The sequence below is a fragment of the Paracoccus suum genome, assembly GCF_003324675.1.
GTDB lineage: Bacteria > Pseudomonadota > Alphaproteobacteria > Rhodobacterales > Rhodobacteraceae > Paracoccus > Paracoccus suum.
The window spans coordinates 308,560-335,150 of record NZ_CP030918.1 but is presented as its reverse complement, the minus strand read 5'-3'; the positions used below and the strand labels follow the sequence as shown (position 1 = coordinate 335,150).

At 67.1% G+C, this 26,591-nt stretch carries 25 protein-coding genes; 8 read left to right on the top strand and 17 right to left on the bottom strand.

The window, feature by feature from the left end; all coding sequences use genetic code 11:
• Positions 1 to 14: 14 nt before the first annotated feature.
• The 9 genes from pheT to pyk form a co-directional block, all read right to left on the bottom strand.
• Positions 15 to 2,402 carry a phenylalanine--tRNA ligase subunit beta gene (gene pheT / locus DRW48_RS01570; RefSeq protein WP_114074883.1) on the bottom strand — a complete coding sequence of 796 codons (2,388 nt, stop codon included), beginning with the start codon at positions 2,400 to 2,402 and terminating at the stop codon, positions 15 to 17.
• Between the two features lie 263 nt (positions 2,403 to 2,665).
• Complete coding sequence (locus DRW48_RS15830) at positions 2,666 to 2,911, bottom strand: hypothetical protein (RefSeq protein ID WP_162784657.1); 246 nt, start codon at positions 2,909 to 2,911, stop codon at positions 2,666 to 2,668.
• A gap of 109 nt (positions 2,912 to 3,020) precedes the next feature.
• On the bottom strand, positions 3,021 to 4,103 hold the full coding sequence (pheS, locus tag DRW48_RS01565) for a phenylalanine--tRNA ligase subunit alpha (RefSeq protein ID WP_114074882.1): 1,083 nt from the start codon (positions 4,101 to 4,103) through the stop codon (positions 3,021 to 3,023).
• Positions 4,104 to 4,163: 60 nt separating this feature from the next.
• Complete coding sequence (locus DRW48_RS01560) at positions 4,164 to 5,249, bottom strand: calcium:cation antiporter (protein ID WP_114074881.1); 1,086 nt, start codon at positions 5,247 to 5,249, stop codon at positions 4,164 to 4,166.
• Positions 5,250 to 5,345: 96 nt separating this feature from the next.
• Entirely contained in the window at positions 5,346 to 6,707 is a 1,362-nt protein-coding gene (locus tag DRW48_RS01555) for a cytochrome P450 (protein ID WP_114074880.1), read from the bottom strand.
• A 254-nt stretch (positions 6,708 to 6,961) separates the two neighbouring features.
• Positions 6,962 to 7,342 carry a 50S ribosomal protein L20 gene (gene rplT, locus DRW48_RS01550; protein ID WP_114074879.1) on the bottom strand — a complete coding sequence of 127 codons (381 nt, stop codon included), beginning with the start codon at positions 7,340 to 7,342 and terminating at the stop codon, positions 6,962 to 6,964.
• Between the two features lie 13 nt (positions 7,343 to 7,355).
• The gene (rpmI, locus tag DRW48_RS01545) at positions 7,356 to 7,556 is read right to left on the bottom strand and encodes a 50S ribosomal protein L35 (RefSeq protein WP_114074878.1); all 201 of its coding nucleotides are present in this window, start codon (positions 7,554 to 7,556) and stop codon (positions 7,356 to 7,358) included.
• 109 nt (positions 7,557 to 7,665) lie between these two features.
• The gene (locus tag DRW48_RS01540; protein WP_114074877.1) at positions 7,666 to 7,890 is read right to left on the bottom strand and encodes a hypothetical protein; all 225 of its coding nucleotides are present in this window, start codon (positions 7,888 to 7,890) and stop codon (positions 7,666 to 7,668) included.
• A gap of 35 nt (positions 7,891 to 7,925) precedes the next feature.
• Positions 7,926 to 9,368: a pyruvate kinase gene (gene pyk, locus DRW48_RS01535; RefSeq protein WP_114074876.1), complete on the bottom strand. Its 1,443-nt coding sequence runs from the start codon at positions 9,366 to 9,368 to the stop codon at positions 7,926 to 7,928.
• Between the two features lie 119 nt (positions 9,369 to 9,487).
• Between pyk and DRW48_RS01530 the strand changes: the two genes are divergently transcribed.
• Complete coding sequence (locus DRW48_RS01530; protein ID WP_114074875.1) at positions 9,488 to 10,228, top strand: N-formylglutamate amidohydrolase; 741 nt, start codon at positions 9,488 to 9,490, stop codon at positions 10,226 to 10,228.
• A 64-nt stretch (positions 10,229 to 10,292) separates the two neighbouring features.
• Here DRW48_RS01530 and DRW48_RS01525 read toward each other — a convergent pair whose 3' ends face one another.
• The 4 genes from DRW48_RS01525 to DRW48_RS01510 form a co-directional block, all read right to left on the bottom strand.
• Positions 10,293 to 11,153 carry a D-amino-acid transaminase gene (locus tag DRW48_RS01525; RefSeq protein ID WP_114074874.1) on the bottom strand — a complete coding sequence of 287 codons (861 nt, stop codon included), beginning with the start codon at positions 11,151 to 11,153 and terminating at the stop codon, positions 10,293 to 10,295.
• A 1-nt stretch (position 11,154) separates the two neighbouring features.
• Positions 11,155 to 12,123 carry an N-acetyl-D-Glu racemase DgcA gene (gene dgcA, locus DRW48_RS01520; RefSeq protein WP_114074873.1) on the bottom strand — a complete coding sequence of 323 codons (969 nt, stop codon included), beginning with the start codon at positions 12,121 to 12,123 and terminating at the stop codon, positions 11,155 to 11,157.
• A gap of 74 nt (positions 12,124 to 12,197) precedes the next feature.
• Positions 12,198 to 12,770, bottom strand: a complete 573-nt coding sequence (gene rsmD, locus DRW48_RS01515; protein ID WP_114074872.1) for a 16S rRNA (guanine(966)-N(2))-methyltransferase RsmD — start codon at positions 12,768 to 12,770, stop codon at positions 12,198 to 12,200.
• 154 nt (positions 12,771 to 12,924) lie between these two features.
• Complete coding sequence (locus DRW48_RS01510) at positions 12,925 to 14,100, bottom strand: NAD(P)/FAD-dependent oxidoreductase (RefSeq protein WP_241963426.1); 1,176 nt, start codon at positions 14,098 to 14,100, stop codon at positions 12,925 to 12,927.
• A gap of 130 nt (positions 14,101 to 14,230) precedes the next feature.
• On the opposite strand from DRW48_RS01510, the gene DRW48_RS01505 reads away from it, so the two are divergent.
• Positions 14,231 to 14,713, top strand: a complete 483-nt coding sequence (locus DRW48_RS01505; protein WP_114074870.1) for a peroxiredoxin — start codon at positions 14,231 to 14,233, stop codon at positions 14,711 to 14,713.
• 139 nt (positions 14,714 to 14,852) lie between these two features.
• On the opposite strand, the gene DRW48_RS01500 is transcribed toward DRW48_RS01505, so the two are convergent.
• Positions 14,853 to 15,722, bottom strand: a complete 870-nt coding sequence (locus DRW48_RS01500; RefSeq protein ID WP_114074869.1) for a branched-chain amino acid aminotransferase — start codon at positions 15,720 to 15,722, stop codon at positions 14,853 to 14,855.
• Between the two features lie 155 nt (positions 15,723 to 15,877).
• Here DRW48_RS01500 and DRW48_RS01495 point away from each other — a divergent pair, with 155 nt between their 5' ends.
• Together DRW48_RS01495 and DRW48_RS01490 are read left to right on the top strand one after the other, a co-directional pair.
• Positions 15,878 to 16,420 carry a MarR family winged helix-turn-helix transcriptional regulator gene (locus tag DRW48_RS01495; RefSeq protein WP_114074868.1) on the top strand — a complete coding sequence of 181 codons (543 nt, stop codon included), beginning with the start codon at positions 15,878 to 15,880 and terminating at the stop codon, positions 16,418 to 16,420.
• Positions 16,417 to 17,136: a response regulator gene (locus DRW48_RS01490; protein ID WP_114074867.1), complete on the top strand. Its 720-nt coding sequence runs from the start codon at positions 16,417 to 16,419 to the stop codon at positions 17,134 to 17,136. The genes DRW48_RS01495 and DRW48_RS01490 overlap by 4 nt, the downstream gene beginning before the upstream one ends.
• Before the next feature lie 72 nt (positions 17,137 to 17,208).
• On the opposite strand, the gene secA is transcribed toward DRW48_RS01490, so the two are convergent.
• Positions 17,209 to 19,908 carry a preprotein translocase subunit SecA gene (gene secA / locus DRW48_RS01485; RefSeq protein WP_114074866.1) on the bottom strand — a complete coding sequence of 900 codons (2,700 nt, stop codon included), beginning with the start codon at positions 19,906 to 19,908 and terminating at the stop codon, positions 17,209 to 17,211.
• Positions 19,909 to 20,122: 214 nt separating this feature from the next.
• Here secA and DRW48_RS16220 point away from each other — a divergent pair, with 214 nt between their 5' ends.
• The 4 genes from DRW48_RS16220 to DRW48_RS16455 all read left to right on the top strand — a co-directional run bounded on the left by DRW48_RS16220 (position 20,123) and on the right by DRW48_RS16455 (position 22,869).
• The gene (locus tag DRW48_RS16220; RefSeq protein ID WP_241963328.1) at positions 20,123 to 20,956 is read left to right on the top strand and encodes a peptidylprolyl isomerase; all 834 of its coding nucleotides are present in this window, start codon (positions 20,123 to 20,125) and stop codon (positions 20,954 to 20,956) included.
• 3 nt (positions 20,957 to 20,959) lie between these two features.
• Positions 20,960 to 22,213, top strand: coding sequence for a bifunctional glutamate N-acetyltransferase/amino-acid acetyltransferase ArgJ (gene argJ, locus DRW48_RS16215; RefSeq protein ID WP_114074865.1), 1,254 nt, complete (start codon positions 20,960 to 20,962; stop codon positions 22,211 to 22,213).
• Positions 22,210 to 22,608 (top strand): 8-oxo-dGTP diphosphatase MutT, encoded by a 399-nt coding sequence (mutT, locus tag DRW48_RS01470; protein WP_114074864.1) that lies wholly within the window; start codon positions 22,210 to 22,212, stop codon positions 22,606 to 22,608. The genes argJ and mutT overlap by 4 nt, the downstream gene beginning before the upstream one ends.
• A 132-nt stretch (positions 22,609 to 22,740) precedes the next feature.
• Positions 22,741 to 22,869, top strand: a complete 129-nt coding sequence (locus tag DRW48_RS16455; RefSeq protein WP_277870789.1) for a hypothetical protein — start codon at positions 22,741 to 22,743, stop codon at positions 22,867 to 22,869.
• Between the two features lie 548 nt (positions 22,870 to 23,417).
• On the opposite strand, the gene infB is transcribed toward DRW48_RS16455, so the two are convergent.
• Both infB and DRW48_RS01460 read right to left on the bottom strand, forming a co-directional pair.
• Positions 23,418 to 25,952: a translation initiation factor IF-2 gene (gene infB, locus DRW48_RS01465; RefSeq protein ID WP_114074863.1), complete on the bottom strand. Its 2,535-nt coding sequence runs from the start codon at positions 25,950 to 25,952 to the stop codon at positions 23,418 to 23,420.
• On the bottom strand, positions 25,949 to 26,578 hold the full coding sequence (locus DRW48_RS01460; protein ID WP_114074862.1) for an RNA-binding protein: 630 nt from the start codon (positions 26,576 to 26,578) through the stop codon (positions 25,949 to 25,951). Before DRW48_RS01460 ends, infB begins: the two co-directional genes overlap by 4 nt.
• Positions 26,579 to 26,591: the final 13 nt, after the last annotated feature.

Sequence of the window (26,591 nt, the reverse complement as noted above, 5' to 3'; positions counted from 1 at the left end):
CGGGTGGCGCGCGGCTATGACCGCAGCGCGCCACCCGTGGCCTTGGCGACCTTTTCGACGATCTTCGCGGCCACCGCCTCGATCTCGGCCTCGGTCAGTGTCTTGTCGCGCGGCTGAAGGCGCGCGGTGATCGCGACCGACTTGCGCCCGTCCGCGAGGCCGGTGAACTGGTCGAACACCCGCACGCTTTCGATCAGCGCCTTGTCCGCGCCCTGGGCGGCATTGACGATCGCCAGTGCCTCGACTTGCGGGTCGACCACGAAGGCGAAGTCCCGCTCGACCGCCTGAAGGTCCGAACTCGCCAGCGGCGGCCGGGTCGGGGTTTTGGTCTTGGGCAGCGGCACATTGGCGATGTGGATGGTAAAGGCGACCGCGGGACCCTTGATCCCCATCGCCTTCACAACGCGCGGATGAACCTCGCCAAAGCTGGCGAGGCGGGTCTTGCCCAGACCCATGTTGCCGGCGCGGCCCGGATGCCACCAGCCGTCGAGGCGGCGGTCGATCTGGGTGCGCGCGGGCGCGCCGATGGTCGACAGGATCGCCTCGACATCGGCCTTGGCGTCATAGACATCCACCGGCCGCTGCGAGTTGTAGGGATCGCGCGGCGCCGCCGCGCCAACCAGCAGCCCGGTCAGATGCACGGCCTGCTCGCCCGGCTCGCCGCCGGCAAAGACCGGGCCAAGCTCGAACAGGGCGAGGTCCATGAACCCGCGCGCCTGGTTGCGCGCCGCCGCCGCGAGGAGGCCGGGCAGCAGGTCGGGCCGCAGATGCGTCATCTCGCTGCTGATCGGGTTTTCCAGCCGCACGGCCTCGCTGCCGCCACCGAACAGGGCGGCCGCGGCGCCGTCGATGAAGCTATAGCTGACGCATTCGTTATAGCCGAGCGCTGCCGCCATGCGCCGGGCCGCGCCCTCGCGCTGCTGCTGCGCGGTCAGGACCGGGGCCGGAACGCCGGGCGCCGGACGCGGCAACGGCACGCCCTTGAGGCGGGTCAAGCTCGCGATGCGCGCGATTTCCTCGACCAGGTCAGCCTCGCCCTGAACGTCGGGGCGCCAGCTCGGCACCTGCGCCATGTCGCCGTCCATGCGAAAGCCCAGCGCCTCCAGCGTGCGGCGCTGATCGGCCTCCGGGATGTCCATCCCCACCAGTCGCTGGGTCCGTGCCGGGTCGAGCCGGTAGGCACGCGCGGTGTCCGGCAGCGCGCCAGCGGTCACGGCATGCGAGGCCGTGCCGCCGCACAGATCGAGGATCATCTGCGTCGCCAGATCGAGTCCCGGAATGGTGAAGGCCGGATCAACCCCGCGCTCGAACCGATAGCGGGCATCGCTGTTGATCTTCAGCCGGCGACCGTTGGCGGCAATGGTGATAGGGTCCCAATAGGCGCTTTCCAGGAACACGTTCACCGTGTCGGCTGACACGCCCGAGGCTGCGCCGCCCATGATCCCGGCGATGCTCTCGGGGCCGCTGTCATCCGCGATGATTATCATGCCCTCGGGCAGAGCATAGGTCTTGTCGTCGAGCGCGAGGATGCTTTCCCCCGCCCGCGCCGGGCGCACATGCAGGTCGCCCGCGACCTTGTCGGCATCAAAGACGTGCAGCGGCCGGTTCAGATCGAAGGTGAAGAGGTTGGTGATGTCCACCAGCGTGCTGATCGGCCGCAGCCCGATCGCCTTCAGCCGCCGCTGCAGCCATTCGGGCGAGGGGCCGTTCGTGACGCCGCGGATGACGCGCCCGGCAAAGACCGGGTTCTGGGTGGCCACGGCCGGATCGATGATGACCTTTATCGGGCTGTCGAAGGTGCCCTCGATTGCCGACGTCTTTTCCGGCCGCAGCGTGCCGAGGCCCCGCGCCGCGAGGTCGCGGGCAATGCCGCGGATGCCGAGCGCGTCGGGCCGGTTAGGCGTGACCTTGATCTCGATCACCGGGTCGATCTTTTCGGGCGCGTTCTGCGCCAGCCAGTCCACGAATTTCTGCCCGACCTCGCCCGAGGGCAGCTCGATGATGCCCTCATGCTCCTCCGACAGCTCCAGCTCGCGCTCAGAGGCCATCATGCCGTGGCTCTCGACGCCGCGGATCTTGCCGATGCCGAGGGTGGTATCGATGCCGGGGACATAGTCGCCGGGCTTGGCTAGAACGACCGTGATCCCGGCGCGCGCATTCGGCGCCCCGCAAACGATCTGCTTTTCGCCCTCGTCGGTCATGACGCGGCAGACACGGAGGCGGTCGGCGTCAGGATGTTGCTCGGCATGCTCGATCCGCGCGACGGTGAAGGGGGTGAGCTTGGCGGCGGGATCGGTGACGCCCTCGACCTCGAGGCCGAGGTCGGTGAGGGCGTCGGTGATTTCAGAGAGCGCAGCGGTGGAGTCTAGATGATCACGGAGCCAGGAGACGGTGAATTTCATTCAGAATAAACTCAGTACTCGTCTGGGGTCTTCGGAAAGGGGCTGTTTAATCCCAACCGCCTGTCGATGTACGCCACCGTCTGGTGACATAGGGGCTCAGGTCCATAGTCTGGCAGAGTCACGCTCGATCCGGTCGAAGCGGTGATCCGACGCACATGGTCCACGCCCACCACACCGTCCTCGACCCGACATCCTTGTCCCAATGCCCATTCGATGTACGCCTCTAACTTGGGCGACGGAGCGAAGGGAGCAGACATAAGACCTCAAGCAGCGGCTAAAGATTCAAGACGAAGCTCAGGTGATTCCCACATTTTGTGGAACTCTTCTGGCGCTGCCCCAATATGTGCTAAGTTGTCACCTTCCGCCAGTAAAACGGTAAGAAGGCGATCTTTGAGAAGCTGCTCCGTAGGAGCTTGCACACAGATATCGTGGTCGAGGCATTGCGCGACGTAGGTCCCACACTCCGTCTGGAAAACCACCGTTCGGATAGCACTGGAAAGTTGCGTCATCGGTTCACCCTCGTCAAAAGCACGACTCCTAATCATAAAGCCCATCCGTTAACAAGATGTAAACACCCGTGCGCGTTCCGCACGTCGACGGCGGACTATTGCACGCCGATCAGCTACTCAACCCGCCACTCACCGCCGGCACATCCCCCGCCGCAAACCCGTAATGCCGCAGCCACCGCAGGTCGCTCTCGAAAAACGCCCGCAAATCCGGGATTCCATATTTCAGCATCGCAATCCGGTCGATGCCCATCCCGAAGGCAAACCCCTGCCACTGCGTCGGATCAACCCCGGCCGCCTCCAGCACCTTCGGGTGCATCATCCCGCTGCCGAGGATTTCCAGCCAGCTGTCGCCCTCGCCCAGTTTCAGCTGGCCGCCCTCCCATGAGCAGCGGATATCGACCTCGGCGGAGGGCTCGGTAAAGGGGAAATGCGAGGCGCGGAAGCGCAGTTCGACCGATGGCACCTCGAAGAAGGCGCGGCAGAATTCCTCCAGCGTCCATTTCAGCTGCGCCATCGAGATGTCGCGATCGATGGCCATGCCCTCGACCTGGTGGAACATCGGTGTGTGGGTCTGGTCCATGTCCATGCGGTAGACGCGGCCGGGGGCGATCACGCGTACGGGCGTTCCGCGCTCCTGCAAAGCGCGGATCTGGACGGGGCTGGTGTGGGTGCGCAGGACGTGGGGCGGGCGGTTGTCGCCTTCCGCGCGGGCCATGAAGAAGGTGTCATGCTCCTGCCGGGCGGGATGCTCGGGCGGGATGTTCAGCGCGTCGAAGTTGTACCAGTCACTTTCGACCTGCGGACCCTCGGCGACGGCGAAGCCCATGTCAGCGAAGATCGCGATGACCTCCTCGGTCACCTGGCTGACAGGGTGGATGGTGCCGCGCGGGCGGGGACGGCCGGGCAGGGTCACGTCCAGCCACTCGCCCGACAGGCGTGCGTCGAGGGCGGCGTCCTCCAGCCCCAGCTTGCGGGCGCGCAGGGCGGCGTCGACCTCGTCACGCAGCTGGTTCAGGGCGGCGCCGCGGGACTGCCGTTCCTCGGGGGTCATTCGCCCCAGTTCCTTCATCAGGCCGCTGATCTCGCCCTTCTTGCCGAGGGCGGCGAGGCGCACGGCCTCCAGCGCAGGCGCGTCGGCGGCCTCGGCGACGCGGGCCAGCCAATCGGTGCGCAGGGTGTCGGTATCGGTCATCGCGGCCTCGCTGTCATGCGGGGCCGGGTTTACACGCCGGGCGCCCCGGCGGAAAGGGCATCAAGGGGCGAAGATCAGCGCCAGATAGGCCAGGAACATGACGATATGGACCGCGCCGTGCAGCACATTCGTGCGCGCGGTGCCAAAGGTCAGGATTGCCGTCATCAGCGAGGTCGCGAGCAGGATCTGGTTGACCGGCGACAGGCCCAGAACGACGTCCTGCCCCAGCCAGGCGCCGATCCCCAGCGCCACCGGCACGGTCAGGCCGATTGTCGACAGTGCCGCCCCGAGGCAGAGGTTGATCGCGCGCTGCAGCCGGTTGCGCAGCGCCGCCTTGACCGCGCTCGAGCCCTCGGGGATCAGCACGATCATGGCGATCAGAACGCCGCCCAAGGCCGCCGGCAGGCCGAGAGAATCGAGGCCGAGGTCAACGAACTTGGCCAGCGTCTTGGACAGCAGCACGATCGGCACGAGAGTCGCGAGCATCAGCAGCGCGTGCACCCAGGTGGCGTATTGGGCGTGGCCGTGCTCCTCGACCTTGGGCTCCTCCGGTTCGGTGAAATAGCCGCGGTGACGCACGGTCTGCATCAGCAGGAACAGGCCATAGAGGACGATCGTCACGATCGAAAAGAACAGCGCCTGAAAGCTGGAGAAGGTCGGTGTCCGGTGCGAAGTGGTGTAGGCAGGCAGGATCATCGAAAAGATCGCCAGCGGCAGCATCAGCGACAAAAAGGCGCGCGCGCCGGCAAGGTTGTAGTTCTGCTCGCCGAATTTCAGCGCGCCCAGCAGCAGCGAGATGCCGGTCAGCAGGTTCAGGACGATCATCACGACGGCGAACATTGTATCGCGCGCGAGGGTCGGCTTGCTCTCGCCCGTCAGCATGACCGAGGCGATCAGCGCCACCTCGATGCCGACAACGGCGAGGGTCAGCACCAGGGTGCCCAGCGGCTCGCCCAGGCGCTCGGCCACCGCCTCGGCGTGGTGCAGAACGCCGCCCGCGCCCCAGATCATCACGATGAACAGCCAGATGAACATGGCCAGCCCCGCGACGCCCGAGGTGGGCGCGGCGTAGGATTGCAGCGCCAGCCAGGTCAGGGCCAGGGACAGCAGCGGCGATTCTTGGCGAATGCGTGTGAGGATTGGCATGCGCAAGGGATAACGCGGCCCGGGCCGCGAGGCGAGGGGTGCCGCAGAGGACCATCCGCTTTTTTGCCGAACCGCAGATGAATTTTTCGTTGCAGGTCAGCGACGTGGGGTCACGCTCAGCCAGCATCCGCCGTGGGGGCGCAGGGTCAGGATCATGCGTGGCTGGGGCCGGCGGCCGGGGATCGTCGCAAGGTTAAAGCGCGCCAGCAGGGTGGCCAGGATGATCGCGGCCTCTTGCAGGGCAAAGTTGGCGCCGATGCAGATCCGCGGGCCCGCGCCGAAGGGCAGGAAGGCAAAACGGTCGGGGGGCGTCGCGCCGGGGCCAAAACGCGCGGGGTCGAAGGCGTCGGGCCGGTCCCACAGCAGGTGGTGGCGGTGCAGCGCATAGATCGGCAGCATCACCGTCTCGCCCGGCGCCACAGTGCGCCCGCACAGTGTGTCGGGCGCGCGGGCGGTGCGCGACAGGAACGCCGCCGGCGGATAAAGACGCAACGCCTCCTGCACGATGGCCTGGATGTAGGGCAGAGCGGGCAGATCAGCGGCGGTCGCAGCGCGCGGTCCGAGGGCGGTCTGCGCCTCGGCCGCTGCCCGCGCCTGCACCGCCGGGTCGAAGGCGGTAAGCCACAAGGACCAGGCCAGGGTCAGTGCAGTCGTCTCGTGCCCCGCGACGATGAAGGTCAGCAGATTGTCGCGCAACTCGCCCGGGTTCATAGCGCGCCCGGTTTCGGCATCGCGGCCCTCGCGCAGCAGGTCCAGTAGGTCCGGCGGGGTGCGTGGGCCGCTAGCCGCACGGGCGGCGATGGCGCGGTCGGCCAGGGCCCGGGTGCGGCGCAGATCGGCCCCGGCGCGCAGGCGGCCGGGCCGCGGCAACCAGCCGGGCGCACCCATCACGTCGAGGACCGAGATCCGGGCCGCGCCTGCGATGTAGCGCTCGATAGCGTCATGCACCGTCGCGCTGTCAAAGCTGGCGCCCGAGGACAGCGTCACGTCGGCGATCACCTCGAAGGTCGCGGTCACCATTTCAGCGAACATGTCCACGGGGCCGGTGGCGGCGGCGAGGCGTGCGCTCGCGGCCTCGGCGGCTGCGGTCATGACCGGGGCGAGGGCCTCGACGTTGCGGGCGGAAAAGGCGGGCGCCGCGGCCAGCCGCTGCCAGCGCCAATGCGCTCCCTCGGCCACGAACATGCTGTCGCCGATGGCCGGCTCGAGAATGGCGCGGGTAACGACCGACTTGGGATAATCCTCGGGGCGTTCCTTGAGGATGCGGCGCAGGGCGGCGGGGTCCACGACCATGTGCCAGCGCGTGCCGACCTTGCCGGACACGATCGGCTGGCGGGTCGCGATCTCGGGGATCAGTTCCAGCACGTTGCGGCGCGCCGTGAGGGCCGAACCGAGGATGCCGAGCGGCTGACGGGCGAGGGCGACGCGGGGCGGCAGGGGAGACGGAGCGATGTTCATCCCTGCGAGATAGGGAGCCACGAGGGCGATTGCAGCAGGAACAGCGCGGGACGGGCCTCATCGGCCCTTTCGCGCGACAGCACTGGCGTCGGCTGGGCGGTTAGTTGCTATAGCGCTACTCCTCGTGGCCGAGGGGGCCCGCCCGCTACCGCCGTTGGCGACGCCTGCAGGCCTGCGTCAGCTCCGCCCCGAGCCCTAACAAATGCAAAAAGGCCCCGCCTTGGTGGCGGGGCCTCGAATTTGCTGGTCGCCGATCAGGCTGCCGCGGCTTCGGTGCCGGCAGCGGCCTTGGCTTGGGCCACGATCGCACCGAACGCATCGGGCTCGTGCACCGCGAGGTCGGCGAGGACCTTGCGGTCCACCTCGATCCCGGCCTTCGCCAGCGCGGCGATGAAGCGCGAGTAGGTCATCTCGGCATCGACAGCGCGAACGGCGGCGTTGATTCGCGCGATCCACAGCGCGCGGAAATTGCGCTTGCGGGCTTTGCGGTCGCGGGTCGCGTACTGGTTGGCCTTGTCGACAGCCTGGGTCGCGGTGCGGAAGTTGCGCGAACGGTTGCCGTAATAGCCTTTGGCGGCCTCGAGGACCTTCTTGTGGCGGGCGTGGGTGACCTTGCCGGATTTAACGCGGGACATGGTTCAGATCCTCTCAGCGGTCGTAGGGCATGTATTTCTTGACGATCTTCGCGTCCGCGGCGGACAGGAGCATGGTCCCGGTCACTTCGCGGATGAATTTCGTCGAGCGTTTGATCATGCCGTGGCGCTTGCCGGCCGGGCCGGCCTTGACGCGTCCGCTGGCGGTCATCGAGAACCGCTTCTTGGCTGCGGCCTTGGTCTTCATCTTCGGCATTTTCGACTCCTTTGCAGAGCGTGTTCGCGCGGCTCGGCAATGCCAATCGGCCGGCAGCGCGGGGATGGAAGCGCGCCCTATACGCGGGTGCGCGAAAGATCGCAAGGTGTTACAGCGACAGCGTGCCTGCCATCAGGTGACGCCAGGCGGCGGGAATGTCTTGGACCACGAACGGGTCGGGCGAGAGGAACGCGCCGAGGAATATCAGCAAGATCCCCAGCACCAGCATCGCGGCGGCACTGCGCGGCGCCTCTGTCCGGGCGACCGCAACCGCCGCCATCAGAACCGACAGGGCGCATAGCGCGGTGCCAGCGATCAACAGAAGGTCGGTCATGGTCTAAGCCTTTGGGTTGCCGGACGCGGTCCCCTCTATTCGGGATCGGTGCGATAGATCAAGCGTTCGTCACAGGGGGCGACGCGCAGGATGTTGGTGGAACCTGCAACGTTGAACGGCACCCCGGCGATAACGGCGATCTGGTTGGTCTCGTCCGCAAAGCCGTAATCGCGCGCCGCGCCGACGGCGGCGACGACCGCCTCGCGGAACCTGTGCAGCGCAGGGGTCGCGACGCAATGCGTTCCCCAGGTCAGGCACAGGCGGCGCAGCACCGCGTCGACCGAGGAGAGGGCGACGATCGGCACCCGCGGGCGTTCGCGGGCGATCAGGCTGGCGGTCGTGCCGGACTGGGTGAACGCGCAGATAGCGCTGATGTCGGTTGTCTCGGCGATCTCGCGCGCGGCAGCCACCATTGCATCGGCGACCGAGGTGCGGTCCGCCCGGCGCGAACTTTCGATGATCTCGCGGTAGGTTGGGTCGGATTCAACGCTGCGGGCGACGGAATCCATGGTCGAGACCGCCTCGACCGGATAGCGGCCGGCGGCGCTTTCGGCCGACAGCATGACCGCGTCCGCGCCTTCGTAGATGGCGGTGGCGACATCGCTGACCTCGGCCCGGGTCGGCATCGGGCTTTCGATCATGCTCTCCAGCATCTGGGTCGCAACGATCACGGGCTTCGCGGCCGCGCGGCAGGCGCGCACCAACCGCTTCTGAATCGGCGGGACCGCATGGACCGGGCATTCCACACCCAGGTCACCGCGCGCGACCATGATTCCGTCCGAGGCGGCGAGGATGGCGTCAAAAGCGCGCACCGCCGCCGGTTTTTCGATCTTGGAGAGGATCGCCGCCCGGCCCTGGGCTAACTCGCGCGCCTCGAACACGTCCTCGGCCCGCTGGACAAAGCTGAGCGCCAGCCAGTCGGCGCCGATCTGGCAGGCGAATTCCAGATCGTCGCGGTCCTTGGCGGACAGAGCCGCCAGCGGCAGGACGACATCGGGGACGTTCACGCCCTTGCGGTCGGAAATGACGCCGCCCGAGGTGACCACGCAGTCGGCGAAATCGGGTCCGCAGGCCAAGACCCGCAGCCGAATCTTGCCGTCGTTCACCAGCAATTCGGTGCCGGGAACGAGCGCGGCAAAAATCTCGGGGTGCGGCAGGCTCACCCGCTGCGCGTCGCCGGCTGCCGGGTCGAGGTCAAAGCGGAACGGCGCCCCTTCGGCCAGCGTCTGGGGGTTGCCGAAGGTGCCGACGCGCAGCTTTGGGCCCTGAAGATCGGCCAGGACCGCAATCGGACGTCCGGTTTCCGCCTCGATCCGGCGGATGATGTCATATCGCGCCTTCTGGTCGGCATGGGTGCCGTGGCTCATGTTCAGGCGAAAGACGTCGGCGCCAGCCTCGAACAGGGTCTTGATGGTCTCGTAATCGCTGGATGACGGGCCGAGGGTTGCTACGATCTTGACCTTGCGATGTCGCCGCATGACACGCCCTTCCTGTGTTTGCGCTAGCAGCGCCATCTAACCCGCACGGGCAGGCGCCCACAACCAGCCAGCACGCCACCTTTCGCCTTTCGCGCAGGCCGGCTAGGTTCGGCCCCGATATGACAGACGAACCTTACGATATCGTGAATCCGCATGGCGCCTCGCGCTGGCTGATCACCTGCGATCATGCCACCAACCGCGTGCCGGTCTGGGTTGGTGGCGGGTCCCTGGGAATCGCGGCCGAGGACATGGACCGCCACATCGCGCTGGATGTCGGCGCGGCCGGGCTGACGCGGGCCCTGGCGGGGCGGCTGGACGCGCCGGCGATCCTGTCGGATTTCTCGCGTCTGGTGATCGACCCAAACCGGGGCGAGGACGACCCGACGCTGGTCATGCGCCTTTATGACGGCACGGTGATCCCGGCGAACCGCGATATCGACGAGGCAGGCACCGCCGAGCGGCTGGAGCGGCTGCACCGCCCCTATCACGCGGCCTACGCCCAGTTGGCATCCCGTCATCCGGCCCGAGCGATCTGCGCCATTCACAGCTTCACCCCGCAACTCCGCGGCCGCCCGCCACGCCCGTGGCAGGTGGGAGTGCTGTATTCGCACCGCGACGAGCGGCTGGCGCTGCCGCTGATCGCCGCCTGCCGGGTGCAGGGCTGGGTCACGGGCGACAATCAGCCCTACAGCGGCCATCTCGAGGGCGATTCCATCGACCGCCACGCGCTGGAGGGGGGCCGGCCCAATGTGCTGATCGAGCTGCGCAACGACTTGATCAGGGATCCGGCCGGTCAGCAGGAATGGGCCGATCGGCTCGCCCCCGTCCTGACAGCGGTGCTGTTGGAAAGCGGCCTTTAGCGGGGCGCGTCTTTCGGGGAGCGTCCCCGCGCCGCCTTTAAGGCGCGAGGGCCGCGCTCCCCGCTCAGATCGCGGCCTTGCGGCTTTCCTCGACGTAGATCTCGCGCAGGCGGCGGGCCACGGGGCCCGGCTTGCCGGTGCCGACGGGCGTGCCGTCGATCGAGACCACCGGCATGACGAAGGACGAGGCCGAGGTCGCGAAGGCTTCGTCGGCGGCCTGCGCCTCGGCGATGGTGAAGGGGCGCTCCTCAACCTCCATCTGTGCCTCGGCGGCAAAGCGCAGGACGGCGGCGCGGGTGATACCGTGCAGGATGTCCTTGGACAGCTCGCGGGTGATGATGCGCCCGTTCTTGACAATATAGACGTTGTTGCTGGTGCCCTCGGTCACGGTGCCGTCCTCGACCAGCCAAGCGTCATCGGCGCCTTTGGCCTTGGCTTCCATTTTCGCCATGCTGGGATAAAGCAGCTGGACCGTCTTTATATCGCGCCGGTGCCAGCGGATGTCGGGCAGCGAAATCACCGTCCAGCCGCGCTGGGCATCGGGGTTGTCGACGAGCAATGGCTTTTGCCAGGTGTAGGCGACCACGGTCGGGGCGGTGTCCGAAGGCGGATAGACGAAGTCGCGATCCCCGCCATTGCCGCGGGTGACCTGCAGATAGACAGCGCCGTCGGCAATCTCGTTCTTTTCGATCAACGCGCGATGAACCGCCAGCCATTCGTCGGTCGTCAGCGGCTTGGCGATACCCAGTTCCCCGAGCGAACGCTCGAGCCGCGCCATGTGGCCGGCAAAATCGACCAGCTTGCTGTCGATGACGCTGGTCACCTCGTAAACCGCATCGGCCATGATGAAACCGCGGTCAAAGATCGAGACTTTGGCCTCGGTTTCCGGCAGGTAGTCGCCGTTCAGATAGACGGTTCGTGTCATGTCATCCCCAAAGCTGCGGGTCGGCTGGATGCGCGCCTTGGGCGTCGTAGCGGACCGGGTGCGCGCGGTCTTCGGCCAACAGCAGCGGGCCGTCAAGGTCGGTGAAATCGGCGCCCTGGGCGACCAACAGCGCCGGCGCCATGGCAAGGCTGGAGGCGGCCATGCAGCCGACCATGATGCCAAAGCCGGCGTCCCGCGCGGCCTGCCGCAGCGCCAGCGCCTCGGTCAGGCCGCCGGTCTTGTCCAGCTTGATGTTCACCGCGTCATATTTCCCGACCAGCCCCGGCAGGCTGGGGCGATCATGGCAGCTTTCATCGGCGCAGAGCGGCACCGGGCGCGGCAAATGGCGCAGCGCCTCGTCATCGCCCGCAGGCAGGGGCTGTTCGATCAGTGCGACGCCGAGAGCGGCCAGTTGCGGGCCGAGTTCGGCATATGTCGCGGCATCCCAACCCTCGTTCGCATCGACAATCAGGCGCGCGTCTGGGGCGCCGGCGCGAACCGCGCGCAGCCGGTCCAGATCGACCGCCGCCTCGCCGCCCAGCTTGATCTTCAGCAGCGGCATATGGGCATGGGCAGCGGCGCTGGCGCCCATGGCCTCGGGATTGGCCAGCGACAGGGTAAAGGCGGTCGGCATCGGCCCCGGCTTTGCAAGACCCGCGAGGCGCCAGACGGGGGTCGCGGCGCGCTTTGCCTCCCAATCCCACAGCGCGCAATCGACGCCGTTGCGCGCTGCGCCGGGCGGCAGACGGTGTTGCAACTCGTCCCGAGTGATGCCCTCGGGAAGGCTGGCGATCTGGGCCAGCACGCTGCCCACCGTCTCGCCATAGCGGCCATAGGGCACGCACTCGCCGTGGCCGGTGACGCCCTCTGCGGTGACGGTGACCTCGACCACGGTGACATGGGTGCGGGCATTGCGGCTGATGGCGAAAACGCCGTCGAAGGGAAAATCGCGTGGGGTGGCGTTCAGCATGGCGGCATCAAAGCGATCGGTTGAGGAGAGGGCAAGGGCGGCTTGTTGTTCTATCGGCCGCGCGGGGCCGTGTATCAGTCATTCGCCGGATTATATCGGGCAAGCGTCACGAGCGTATCGCCATAGCGGCGTTGGTCGATCTGCCTCAGGGCGGCGGGTATCGCAGGTGCGACCGATTCCTCCCAGACGATCAAGGCATTGTCGGCGATCCAGTGACCGGCGACTGCGCTGCCAATCGTCGCCTCGCCCATCGAACGGGCGTAGGGCGGGTCGAGGAAAACCAGGTCGAAGCCGGGGCCCGTGCAGGGCGGCAGGCGGGTTGCGTCGCGGGGCAGCAGCGTGGCGCAGTCCTCGGCGCGCGCGAGGGTCAGGTTGCGCCGGATCAGCGCCTGCGCCGCGCGACCGCTTTCGACCAGCGTGGCCTCGCTCGCGCCGCGCGACAGCGCCTCGAGCGCCATGGCGCCGGTCCCTGCGAACAGGTCGAGGACCCGCGCCCCGGCCAGCGGATTGCCATGCCCGCCGTTGACCAGCAGGTTGAAGATCGCCTCGCGCACCCGGTCGGAGGTGGGGCGCAGATGGGCGGCGGGATCGCCCGCGCCGACCTCTGCCAGCTTGAGGCCCCGCATCCGGCCGCCGACGATCCGCATCAGCTGCGGCCTCTCGCGGGGAGATTTGCCCCGGGCCCACGCAGCGGTGTCGCAGGCTTGGAGTTGGCGACCATTTGCGATGCGCGAACGCTCGGCCGAAAGCGGGCCGTCCGCCGCTGGCCCGCGCTGTCCCCAAAAACGTCGCAGCCAAACATCAGCGCATCAGCGACTTGATGTCTGTCGCGGGGTCGGCGACCGCTGCCGGGTCGGCCGAGCGGCCCGCGTCGATCAGCCGCTTGCCGACCATGTAGGCGCGCGGGTCGTTCAGTGCCTCAACGCAGAGCAGCCGGTCGCCGGCAAAGGACCAGACGCTGGCGCCCCCGGCCTCGGCCGCGCCAGCCTCGTGCCCGCGCAGGATTTCGCGGTCGGCCCCGGTCGCGAGGCCGGTGATCTGCAGCTTGGCGTCAAACTGGTCGGACCAGAACCAGGGCTTGGCGATGTAGTCCGCCCCGGCGCCCATGATGTTGGCTGCGACGGCTTCGGCCATGTCGATGGCATTGCCGACGCTTTCCAGGCGCATCCGCCCGCCATTCTGGGGAAAGCTCGCACAATCGCCCGCAGCCCAGATCGCCGGCTCCGAGGTGCGGCCCAAGGCGTCCACCGCGATGCCGTTGTCGAGCGCAAGCCCGGCCCCCGCGGCAAGCGCGGTTTCGGGCAGCACGCCAATGCCGCAAATGACCAGATCGCAGGGCAGACTGCGCCCGTCGCTCAGCCGGACGGCCGCGACGGACGCCTCGCCCTCAAGGGCTGTGACGCCGACCCCCTCGATCACCTCGACCCCGCGCGAGATGTGCAGATTGCGGATCAGCCCGGCCATTGGCTGCGAGGCGACCCGGCCGAGAATGCGTGGGCCGGCCTCGACCACCGTGACCTGCAGGCCCAGCTTTCGGGCGACGGCCGCGGCCTCGAGTCCGATGTAGCCGCCGCCGATGACCACCAGACGCCGGCCGGGACCGAGAGACGGGATGAGGCCGTCGATATCGGCAAGGCTGCGCACGACATGAACGCCGGGCAGATCGCCCCCGATCGCCGAAGGCAGGCGCCGCGGCGCCGCGCCAAGGCATAGCGCCAGCACGTCATAGGATTGCAGCCCGCCCTCGGTTTCAACGACGTGGGCAGCCGGGTCGATGGCAGTCACGGGGCAGCCGGTGCGCAGCGTGATGCGGTTATCCGCCCACCATTCGGTGCCGCGCAGCATCAGTCGGTCCAGCGGCATCTCGCCCAGCAGATAGGCCTTGGACAGGGGCGGGCGCTGGTAGGGCGCGGCGGGTTCGTTGCCGATGACCACGATCTCGTCCTGATGACCCAGCGCGCGCAGCTTTGCCGCCATGGCTGCTGCGGCCTGACCCGCACCGGCAATCGTGATCTGCACCCTATCCCCCGCTGGCAGCCAACCGCCGGGCAGCCTACGGTCGCGCCGATGGCGATGCAACGCCACGACCCTTGAGGAGAAGTGCAACATGACGATCAAGACGGGTGACCGGCTGCCGCAAGTCACGGTGCTGAAAAAGGGTGCCGACGGAATTGAAAGCGTCGATCTGTCGGCGATTCCGGGACGCGTCGCGCTGTTCGGGGTGCCGGGAGCGTTCACCTCGACCTGCTCGAACGCGCATATGCCGAGCTTCGTGAAGGCCTCGGGCGCGCTGCGCGATGCGGGCATTTCGCGGATCATCTGCGTGACGGTGAACGACCCGCATGTCGCGGATGCCTGGGGGCGCCAGACCGGGGCCGAGGCTGCCGGGGTCGAGGTCATGGCCGATGCCGACGGCAGCTTGACCCGCGCGATGGGGCTGGAGTTCGATGCCCCGCAAGCAGGGCTCTATGGTCGCTCCAAGCGGTTCTCGGCGTTGGTGCGCGACGGTGTGGTCGAGGTGCTGAACCTAGAGGCGAATCCGGGCGCGTTCGAGGTCTCGGGTGGGGACCGGCTGCTGACGCAGGTCTGACGGGGCGCGAACGCGCGCCGCCCGCTGATTGCGACGGCACCAAACGGCACTGCCGGCCGAACGCGAGGGGGCAGAGCGTGCGATGCTCGCGACCAAGCTATTCCGGCGCGGGGAGAATACCCGCGCCGGTCTGTGCCTGTCAGGAGCGGACGAGGGCCTCGTAGGCGTCGCTGACCTCGCGGGTCATCGGGCCGACCTGAAAGTGCCAGTCGCCGATCTGTCCCACCGGGGTGATCTCGGCGGCGCTGCCGGTCAGCCAGCATTCCTGGAAACTTTCCAACTCATCCGGCATGATGTGGCGCTCGTGCACCGTCACGCCCTTGTCCTTCAGAAGTTGGATCACCGTCTGGCGGGTCAGCCCGTTCAGGAAGCAGTCGGCCAGCGGCGTGTGCACCTCGCCGTCCTTGACGAAGAAGATGTTGGCGCCGGTCGCCTCGGCGACATAGCCGCGGTAGTCATACATCATCGCATCCGAGCAGCCCTTGGCCTCGGCCGCGTGCTTGGACATCGTGCAGATCATGTAGAGGCCGGCGGCCTTGGCATGGCTGGGGATCGTCTCGGGGCTCGGCCGCTTCCACTTGCTGATGTCCAGCTTCGCGCCCTGCCACTTGGCGTCGCCGTAGTAGTTGCCCCATTCCCAGCAGCAAACGGCCATCCGCACCGGGTTGTTCTTGGCCGCAACGCCCATGTCGGGCCCCGAGCCCCGCCAGGCGATGACGCGGACATACGCATTCTCGAACCCGTTTGCCTTCAGCGTTTCTTCCTTGGCGGCGACGATCTGGTCGGCGGTCCACGGCAGCTTCATGTCGAGCGCCTCGGCGCTGGCGATCAGCCGCTCGGCATGCTCGCGCGACTTGAATATCTTGCCGTTATAGCACCGCTCGCCCTCGAAAACGGCCGAGGCATAATGCAGTGCGTGGGTAAGAACGTGGACTTTGGCGTCGCGCCAGTCCACCATCTCCCCATCCATCCAAATCTTGCCGTCACGATCGTCAAACGGGGCCGACATGTCGTATCCTCTCGTCATTCTTTTCGATTGTTGCGGATCATCGCTTTAGACTGATCGATTGTTGCGCGAACCTGATTGCCAGCTATCGTTTGATTCTTGGAAAGTCAACGACGCTGCCATAATATTGATACCAGAAATTGAAGATGAGGGCGGAAATGCAGGATCGGGTGAGGCTGGCGGCACAGGGCGGCGGCGGCGAGGCACTGCTGTTTCTGACGGACGATCAACTCCGCCGCGGGATCGAGGCGATGTTCTTTGCCTATCGCGCGTTCACCTCGGATCCGGACGCGATACTCGAAGAACTGGACTACGGTCGCGCCCATCATCGCGCACTGCACTTCATCAATCGTGAACCCGGGCTGAGGGTCTCCTCGCTGCTCGAAGTGCTGGGGGTTACCAAGCAGTCGCTGAACCGGGTGCTGCGCGCATTGGTCGAGGACGGCCTGGTCGAGGTGCGCGTCGGCCGCCGTGACCGGCGCGAGCGGCTGCTGGTGCTGACTGCGCAGGGCGAGGCGCTGGAGCGCAAGCTGTCCGAGGCGCAGCGCGCGCGGATGCGCCAGGCGTTTCGCACGGCCGGCCCCCAAGCCGTCGCCGGCTTTCGCCAGGTGCTGGAGGCGATGATGGACCCCGACTCGCGGCGCCGGTTCCAGGCCTTGGCCGACCCGCCCGAGCGGCAGTCGATGGCCCGCGTGCCATGAAGGACGCCGATGGCCAGGTCGAGGCGCATATTCTGGTCGTCGACGACGACCAACGTATCCGCGATTTGCTGACCCGGTTCCTGCGCCGGTCAGGCTATCTGATCACCTGCGCGCGCGATGCCGCGCAGGCGCGCCGGCTGCTGACCGGGCTCGATTTCGACATGATCGTGCTGGACGTGATGATGCCGGGCGAGGACGGTTTGACGCTGACCCGCGACCTGCGCCGCCATGTCACTACCCCGATCCTGCTGCTGACGGCGCGAGGCGATACCGACCATCGCATCGCCGGGCTGGAGTCGGGCGCTGACGATTACCTCGCCAAGCCCTTCGAGCCGCGCGAGTTGCTGCTGCGGATCGCCGCAATCCTGCGCCGCATGCCCGCCGTCGAGGCGCGCGGACCGAAATATCTGGCGCTGGGCGGTCTGCGGTTCGACACCACCAAGAGCGAACTGTGGGACGGCGAGGCCTTGGTGCGCCTGACCCAGACCGAGGCGGCACTGATGGCGCGCCTCGCCGCCACCCCCGGCGAGGCGATCAGCCGGGCCGAGCTGATCGACGATCTGGGCCGCACCCCGCGCGAGAATGTCGGCGAGAGCAGCGAGCGGGCGATCGACGTGCAGATGACCCGCCTGCGCCGCAAGATCGAGGTCGATCCGCGAGAGCCGCGCTACCTGCAGACGGTGCGTGGGACCGGCTACATGCTGGTTCCGGACTAAGGACAGGGGCCAAGCGGCGGGGACCGAGGCCAGCGACGTGACGGGCCGGCCAGTCAGGCCGGCCCAGCCGCCTCAGACGAGGCTGCCGTGGCAGTGTTTAAACTTCAGGCCGGACCCGCAGGGGCAGGGATCGTTGCGCGAGGGGTTACCCCAGGTCGCCGGATCGGTCTCGTCAAAGCCGGGGGCCGCGGCAGTGGCTGCGCCACCATCGGCCTCCTCGTGCTGCGGCCGCATCGATTCCTGCTGGGCGGTCAGCTGGTCCTGATACTGGCGCATCATCTCGGCCCGCTCCTCGTCCGACAGCGGGCGGATCCGGGTCAGGTTAGTCGTGACCTCGCCGCGCAGGCTGTCGAGCAGGCCCTCGAACAGCTGAAAGCTCTCGGTCTTGTATTCGGACAGCGGGTCGCGCTGGGCGTAACCGCGGAAGCCGACGACGCTGCGCAGGTGTTCGAGCGTCACCAGATGTTCGCGCCACTTGCTGTCGATCTGTTGCAGCAGCACCTGCTTTTCGATCTGGCGCATGGTGTCGCCGCCGAACTGCTCGGCTTTCTTGGCCATATATTCATCCGAGGCGGCCTCGATCCGCTCGAGCATGGCGGCCTGATCGACACCGTCCTCGGCAGCCCATTCCACGATCGGCAGGTCCAGGTTCAGCCGCTCGATCGCGGCCTTTTTCAGACCCTCGACGTCCCACTGCTCGGGATAACTGCGCGGCGGCAGGAACTCGTCAACCAGATCGTCGATGACCTGATGGCGCATGTCGGCGGCGATCTCGGACACCTCGCCCGATTCCATGATCTCGCGGCGCTGGGCGAAGATCGCCTTGCGCTGGTCGTTCATCACGTCGTCGAATTTCAGCAATTGCTTGCGGATGTCGAAGTTACGGCCCTCGACCTTGGCCTGCGCGCGCTCCAGCGACTTGTTCACCCACGGGTGGATGATCGCCTCGCCCTCCTTCATGCCGAGGGTCGAGAGGACCTTGTCCAGCCGCTCGGAGCCGAAGATCCGCATCAGGTCGTCGTCGAGCGACAGGAAAAACAGCGAGCGTCCCGGGTCGCCCTGACGGCCGGACCGGCCCCGCAGCTGGTTGTCGATGCGCCGGCTCTCGTGCCGCTCGGTCGCAAGCACGAAGAGGCCGCCGGCGTTCAGCACGGCCTGCTTGTCGGCGGCATGCTCGGCCTCGATCCGGGCGCGCACCGCGTCGGGGTGGGCCTCGGGGTCGGCGGCCAGCGCCTCCATCACCTTCATCTCGACGTTGCCGCCCAGCTGGATGTCGGTGCCGCGGCCGGCCATGTTGGTGGCGATGGTCACGGCGCCCGGCTTGCCGGCGTCGGCGACGATCTGCGCCTCGGCCTCGTGCTGGCGGGCGTTCAGGACGTTGTGCGGGATGCCGGCGTCCGTCAGCAGGCGCGAGAGCATCTCGGACTTTTCGATTGAGGTGGTGCCGACCAGCATCGGCTGGCCGCGTCCATGTGCCTCGCGGATCGCCTCGATCACCGCGGCATGCTTTTCGTCGGCGGTGCGATAGACGCGGTCATGCTCGTCCACGCGCTGGATCGGTCGGTTGGTTGGCACCTCGACCACGCCCAGCTTGTAGATCTCGGCGAATTCCTCGGCTTCGGTTGCCGCGGTGCCGGTCATGCCGGCCAGCTTGTCGTAAAGGCGGAAGTAGTTCTGGAAGGTGACGCTGGCGAGGGTCACGTTCTCGGGCTGGATCTCGACATTTTCCTTGGCCTCGATGGCCTGGTGCAACCCGTCAGACAGGCGCCGGCCCTTCATCATGCGGCCGGTAAATTCGTCGATCAGCATCACCTCGCCGTCGCGGACGATGTATTGCTGGTCGCGGTGATACAGCTTGTGGGCGCGCAGGGCCTGGACCAGGTGGTGCACGATCGTTGTGCTCTCCGGGTCATACAGGCGCTGATTCTCGGGCAGCACGCCCGCTTGCAGCAGGCGTTGCTCGAAATATTCATTGCCCTCCTCGGTGAGGGTGGCGCTGCGGGCCTTTTCGTCGATCTTGAAATGCTCGGGACGGATTTCCGGCATGAACGCGTCGAGCGTGCGATACAGATCGCTGCGGTCCTGTGACGGACCGGAGATGATCAACGGGGTCCGCGCCTCGTCCACAAGGATCGAGTCGACCTCGTCCACGATGGCGTAGAAATGGTCGCGCTGGACCATCTCCTCCAGCGAGGCCTTCATGTTGTCGCGCAGATAGTCGAACCCAAGCTCGTTGTTGGTCGCGTAGGTGATGTCGGCGGCGTAGGCCTGGCGCTTTTCGGGCTCGGGCTGGAAGGGGTAGACGACGCCGGTGGTCAGGCCCAGCTGGGTGAACACCTTGCTCATCCATTCGGCGTCGCGCTTGGCCAGGTAGTCGTTGACCGTGACGACATGCACGCCCTTGCCGGCAAGGGCATTCAGGTAGGCCGGAAAGGTCGCGACCAGGGTCTTGCCCTCGCCCGTCTTCATCTCGGCGATGTTGCCTTCGTGCAGGAAGATGCCACCCAGCAGCTGCGTGTCGAAGGCGCGCAGGCCGAGGGCGCGGCGCGCTCCCTCTCGGCAGTTTGCGAAGGCCTCGACCAGCAGGTTGTCCAGCGGCTCGCCCTTTTGGGCGCGGGCCTGCAATTCGCGCGTCTTGGCGATCAGCTGATCGTCGGAGAGTGCTTGAAACTGCGGCTCGAGCGCGTTGATGCGATGCACTGCCGGCCACGTGGCCTTGATCTTTCGATCGTTGGGCGTGCCGAAGATCATCTTCGCCAGATTGCCGATCATTGCGTTCCCTAACTCGTGTCCCGGAGGGAAGGCGGCGGGGTGGACGGCCCACTTGCCCGCACCGATCGGCTTGCCGTATCAGGGGGCCTGCACGAAAAGCGGCGGGTGCGCTTTCCCGGTTTCGCGCCGGATGTATGCGCCCCCTGCCGCCCTGTCAACGTCAGCCCCGGTCACGCCCGCGCGTGTCCACAGCCCGTGAAAGGGGCCCTTGCCCATGCGCCTCAACCTTAAGATGCTTTGCACCCTCGCCGCGCTCGGTCTTGCCGCTCCCGCGACCTATGCCGCACCGGCCGCCGGGGACGACACCACCGTCGCCACGGTAAATGGCGAGGTCATCACCCTTGGCGAGATGCGGGCGCTTGCCGCCAATATCGGTCCGCAGGCGGCTGAGCTGCCGGCAACGGCCCTGTGGGACATGGTGCTGGACCAGATCACACGGCAAGTGGCCGTGGCCCAGCAGTCCGAAGGCAAGCTGAGCCCGCAGGACAAGGCCGGCCTTGCGCTGCAGCGGCGCGCCTATCTGGCAAGCGTAGCGCTGGAAAAGATCGCGGCGCCCGAGCCGACCGAGGCCGAGCTGCGCGCCGCCTATGACAAGATCTACGGCAAGGCGGGCGAGGTTACCGAATACAACGCCAGCCATATCTTGGTCGAGACCGAGGAGGCGGCCAAGGCCGTCGAGGCCGATCTCGCCGCCGGCAAGGAGTTCGGCGCGGTCGCCGAGGCGCGCTCGACCGGCCCGTCCGGCCCGAACAAGGGCGATCTGGGCTGGTTCACGCTGGACATGATGGTCAAGCCCTTCGCCGACGCCGTCGCCAAGCTAAAAAAGGGAGACGTCAGCGCACCTGTGCAGACCCAGTTCGGCTGGCACGTGATCAAGCTGAACGACGAGCGCATCAAGACCGCGCCGAAGTTCGAGGAAGTGACCGCCGAGCTGGCGCAGGCCGTTCGTCGCGAGCGGGTGGACGCCGATATCGCGCGTGTGCTGGGCGAGGCAAAGGTCGACAAGGTCGAAGGCCTGTCGCCCGACCTGCTGAAGGAGGCTCAGTGACCCATGGCCAAGGCTGATAACCCCGTCTCGCCACTCGCGCCCGCGCGGTTTCCCGACCTGCCGGTGATCGACGGCGCCGCCTTCGCCGCCGGTGCCGCCGGGGTCAAGTACAAGGGCCGCGCCGACGTCATGCTGGTCAGCCTGGCGCCAGGCACGACGCTGGCGGGGGCCTTCACCCGGTCCTCGACCCGCGCGGCCTGCATCCTCGATGCCCAGGCCAAGCTGGCGGCCGGGGGCGATGATGCAGCCGGCGCGGCTATCGTTGTCAATTCCGGCAACGCCAATGCCTTTACGGGGCGCCTGGGAGAGTCCGCGGTCGCCGAGGTCACCGGCGCCGTAGCGGCAGCCCTCGGCGTGCCGGGCGGGCGGGTGCTGTCCTCCTCGACCGGGGTGATCGGCGAGCCGCTGCCCGCGGATCGCATCAGCGAGATCGTCCCGGCGCTTGTCTCCGAACTGTCGCCCGGCGGCATCGCCGCTGCTGCGCGCGCGATCATGACCACCGACACCTTCCCCAAGGGCGCGGCGGCGGAGGTTGCCGTCACCGGCGGCAGGGTACGCATCGCCGGCATCGCCAAGGGAAGCGGCATGATCGCGCCCGACATGGCGACCATGCTGGTCTATATCTTTACCGATGCCACGCTCCCGGCTCCCGTCCTGCAGCAGATGCTGAGCGACAACATCGACGCCACCTTCAACGCGATCACGGTCGACAGCGACACCTCGACTTCGGACGCGCTGGTTCTGGCGGCGACCGGCCGGGCTAAGGCAGCCGCGATCACTGACGCTGGCAGCGCGGACGGCCAGGCGTTCAGCACCGCGCTGGCGGGAGTGATGCGCGATCTGGCACAGCAGGTGGTGCGTGACGGCGAAGGCGCGACCAAGTTCGTCGAGGTGCGCGTCACCGGTGCGGCAGATGTGGCCGACGCCCACCGCGTCGCGATGTCGATTGCCAACAGCCCGTTGGTCAAGACGGCCATCGCCGGCGAGGACGCCAACTGGGGCAGGGTGGTCGCGGCCGTCGGGAAATCCGGCGCCAAAGCCGATCGGGACCGGCTGGCCATCGGCTTTGGCGACATGATCCTGGCGCGCGACGGCTTCCGCGTGCCCGATTATGACGAAGCCGCGGCCTCGGCCTACATGCGCCAGCCGGAGCTGGTGTTGACGGTCGATCTCGGCCTTGGCGACGGCGCGCGGACTGTGTGGACCTGCGATCTAACCCATCGCTACATCGACATCAACGCCGATTACCGCTCGTGAAACTGCTCCTCGTCGCGGCGGCGGCGCTGATCGACCCCGAAGGACGCGTGCTTTTGGCGCAACGTCCCGAAGGCAAGTCGCTGGCTGGCCTCTGGGAATTTCCTGGCGGCAAGGTCGAGCTGGGCGAGACCCCCGAGACCGCGCTGATCCGCGAGCTGCAGGAGGAACTGGGGATCGAGACCTGGCAAAGCTGCCTCGCGCCCCTGACTTTCGCCAGCCATGACTATGAACATTTTCATTTGCTTATGCCGCTTTTCGCCTGCCGACGCTGGACCGGGCAGGTGATCCCGCGCGAGGGGCAGGGGCTGGCCTGGGTGCGCGCACGCGATCTGCAAAGCTACCCGATGCCGCCCGCGGACAAGCCGCTGATCCCCATTTTGCGCGACTGGCTGTAGGGCTTCTCGGCCCCGCCGGGGCATGTTCACGACAACCGCAGGTTATTTTTTTAAGGCCGATACAATTTTTTTAAGTGGCCATTAACGAATTTGTCGCAATCATGGGCTTACGGGGAAGAGGAGATCTGGAACGTGATTCGCACCATCACCATCGGCAGCTACATCTCGGTCCAGGGGATGTTCGAGCGGCAGAACTCCAACGGCACCATCGCGGTGCGCGTCGGGGACAAAGTCTTTCAGGGCAAGCCGGTTACTGGCTGATCTGGCAGACAGGCGTCGCGGGGGGTTGGGGGAAGCCAACAACTCGAGTCGGGGCCGATCGACGTCGTCAAGACAGTGTAGAATTGCGCGAATAAAAGCCGGTCAAGAGTAAACCGGTCGATACGAGCCGGACGAAGCGATAGCATCCCTTACGCGTTATCGGACAAGGCGGCGGACAGTGATCTGAAGACGAGGGGCGTCCTTTGCAGAGCGCCCCTTTCATCTGTTCCGGCTCTGGACTCTGGGCTCTGGGCTCTCGCCTCTCAGCTCAGCTCAGCTCCCGGCCGCAGGCCTCCAGCTTTGCATGCGGCGTTCAACTGCTAGCTTAGCGAATGCGTGACACGATGACCGCAGATGGACTCGTCTTCGCCAGTTCTCGGTGCGGTGGTCCAGACAGGAAAGTGCGGGACCTCCAGCTCCTCGATGCGCCGCGCCAGTATAAAAACCGGGTACCTGTCTGCCACTGGCAGACCCTGATCCATCCCGAGACCGAGGCAAAAGAAAAGGGCCGGTTGCCCGGCCCCCCTTATGCTTCGTGACGCTTGGGATCAGAGCTTGCGCTCGATCTCCTCGCGCTCAAAGATTTCGATGAGGTCGCCCTTGCGGATGTCCTCGTAATTTTCGAACGCCATGCCGCATTCCTGGCCGGACTGGACCTCTTTGACCTCGTCCTTGTGGCGCTTCAACGTCTTCAGCGTGCCTTCGTGGATGACCACATTGTCTCGCAGCAGGCGCACACCCGCGCTTCGGCGGGCGATTCCCTCGGTCACCAGGCAGCCGGCGACGTTGCCGACGCCCGAGACGCGGAACACCTCGCGGATTTCCGCATAGCCGATGAAGTTCTCGCGCACTTCGGCTTTCAGCAGGCCCGAGGCGGCGGCTTTGATGTCGTCCACCAGATCGTAGATGATCGAGTAGTAGCGGATCTCGACACCTTTCTGGTTGGCGGCATTCCGAGCCGGCGCATTGGCGCGGACGTTGAAGCCGATGACCGGCGCGCCCGATGCCTCGGCAAGGCCGACGTCGCTTTCGGTGATCGCGCCGACGCCCGAATGCAGCACGCGCACGCGGACCTCTTCGTTGCCGACCTTTTCCAGCGCCTGGACGATGGCTTCGGCGCTGCCCTGAACGTCGGCTTTCACCACGACGCTCATTTCAGCGACGTTCTGGTCGGCCTTGGCGCGGGCCATCAGCTGTTCCAGCGTGGTCGCGGCGCCGGCCGCGGCGCGCTTGTCCTTGGCGGCCTTGATCCGGTAGTCCGCGATCTCGCGCGCCTGCGCCTCGGTCTCGACCACGTTCAGCACGTCCCCGGCCTCGGGGGTGCCGCTCAGGCCCAGGACCTCGACCGGGACAGACGGGCCGGCCTCGGTCACGCGATCGCCCTTGTCGTCGATCAGCGCGCGCACCTTTCCCCACTGCTCGCCGACGACGAAGATGTCGCCCTGCTTCAGGGTGCCGTTCTGCACCAGCACGGTCGCGACCGGACCGCGGCCGACATCCAGCTTGGCTTCGATCACTGCACCCGACGCAGCCCGCTTGGGGTTGGCGCGCAGCTCAAGGATCTCGGCCTGCAGGGCGATGCTTTCCAGGAGCGAATCGAGGCCCTGACCCGTATGGGCCGAGACTTCGACGTCCTGCACATCGCCGGACATGGCCTCGACCACGACCTCGTGCTGCAGCAGGTCGGTGCGGACCTTCTGCGGATTGGCGGCCGGCTTGTCGATCTTGTTGATGGCAACGATCATCGGCACTTGCGCGGCCTTAGCGTGATTGATCGCCTCGACCGTCTGCGGCATGACGGCGTCATCGGCGGCAACGACCAGCACGACGATGTCGGTGACGTTGGCGCCGCGCGCCCGCATCGAGGTGAACGCCGCGTGGCCAGGCGTGTCGAGGAAGGTCAGTACCGCGCCGCTGTCGGTCGTCACCTGGTAAGCGCCGATATGCTGGGTGATGCCGCCAGCCTCGCCCGAGACGACGTTGGCGTGGCGGATCTTGTCCAGCAGGCTGGTCTTGCCGTGGTCGACGTGGCCCATGATCGTGATGATCGGCGGCCGGGTCGCGAGGTCTTCGCTCTTGTCCTCGACACTGTCGATCACTTGCTCGACGTCGGCATCGCTGACGCGAACGGCACGGTGGCCGAATTCCTCGATCACCAGTTCCGCCGTGTCGGCGTCGATCGACTGGTTGCCGGTGACCATCATGCCCATCCGCATCAGTGACTTGATGACGTCAGGCGCGCGCTCGGCCATGCGGTTGGCAAGCTCAGTCACGACGATGGTTTCGGGCAGCTGCACATCGCGCACCTGCTTTTCGGCCTTCTGGCCAAGGCCCATCGCCTTCTGACGGGTCTTTTCCTGCTTGCGCTTCATCGCCGCGAGGCTGCGCGTGCGACCGCCCTCGCCACCGCCAGACAGCGCCTGACTGAGCGACAAGCGGCCGGTGCGGCGATCCGATTCGCGCGCGGCCTTGGCCTTGGCATCGCTCTCCGGCTCGCGGCGATCGCGGTCGGTGCGGCGCGGGCCGGTGGCAACGCCGGGCTTTTCGGCGCGCGAGGCAGCGGCCTCGGCCGCGGCGCGGTCGGCGGCGGGCTTGTCGGCGGCTGCGGGCTTGGCGGTGACCTCGGCCTTGCGCTGGGCGCGGACCTCGGCTTCGCGCAGCTTGCGCTGATCTTCCTCGGCCTTCAGGCGCAGCGCCTCTTCGCGCTCGCGGTCCTCACGCTCCTTGGCTTCGATCTCGGCGCGGCGACGCTCGCGCTCTTCCTCGCGCGCCTTTTCGTCGGCGGCCCGCTGAACAGCCTCATCGGCCTCGCGGGCCCGCGCGGCCTGCAACGCCTTGAGGCGACGCTCCATTTCCGCTTCGCTGATGCCAGCCGGGCGCTTGGACGGGTCCGATGCCACAGCCGCGACCGAGCCCGGGCGCGGCGCGGCTGCGCCGGTTTTCGGCACCACAACACGCTTGCGCTTGGTCTCGACCTGCACCGTCTTGGTGCGGCCGTGGCTGAAGCTCTGCTTCACCTGGCCCGAACGGCCAGCACCACCACCACCCAAACCCAGCGGCTTCTTCCCGTCAGTATCGCTCATTCCGTACCCGAATCCCTTTCGGCGGCCGAACTGCCGCCTTGCCCGCGCAGACCCGTCAGTCTGCTGGCGTCCCTGATAACCCTGATGGTCAGGCCCCCTGGCGCGAGCGCGCCGTGTATGACATGGCCGCGACCGAAGGACAAACCCAATTCTGACGCCGTCAGACAGCCAAACCAGCGGCTGCCCTCGGGTGTCCACAACTTGCCCTTGCCGCGATCCGACCCGTCCGAGGCCTGCAGCAGGACCTTGACTCGGCCGGCGGCAAGCGCGCCCTTGACCTTCTCGAACCCTGCGATGGCGAGGCCCGCTTTCCGGGCCAGCGACACCAGGTCGATGACCCTGTGCGCAAGGCCTGCCTCGACCATGTCGCCCAGACCCTCGGGCGCCCGCGCCGGCGCCTTGGCGGCGCGGGCGAACAGACCCTTGCGGGCGGCTGTATCGATGGCCGCGCGATCGGCGCTGACCCAGATACCGCGGCCGGGCAGCTTTTCCGCCAGATCCGGCACGACCTGCCCGTCAGGGCCGATCACGAACCGGACCAGGCCGGCCTTGCCGCCGGTCTCGCCGGTGACGATGCAGCGGCGCTCGGCCTCGTCGGTGTCCTTGGTGCGGCCGCCGCGGGTCATGGTGGCGTCGCGG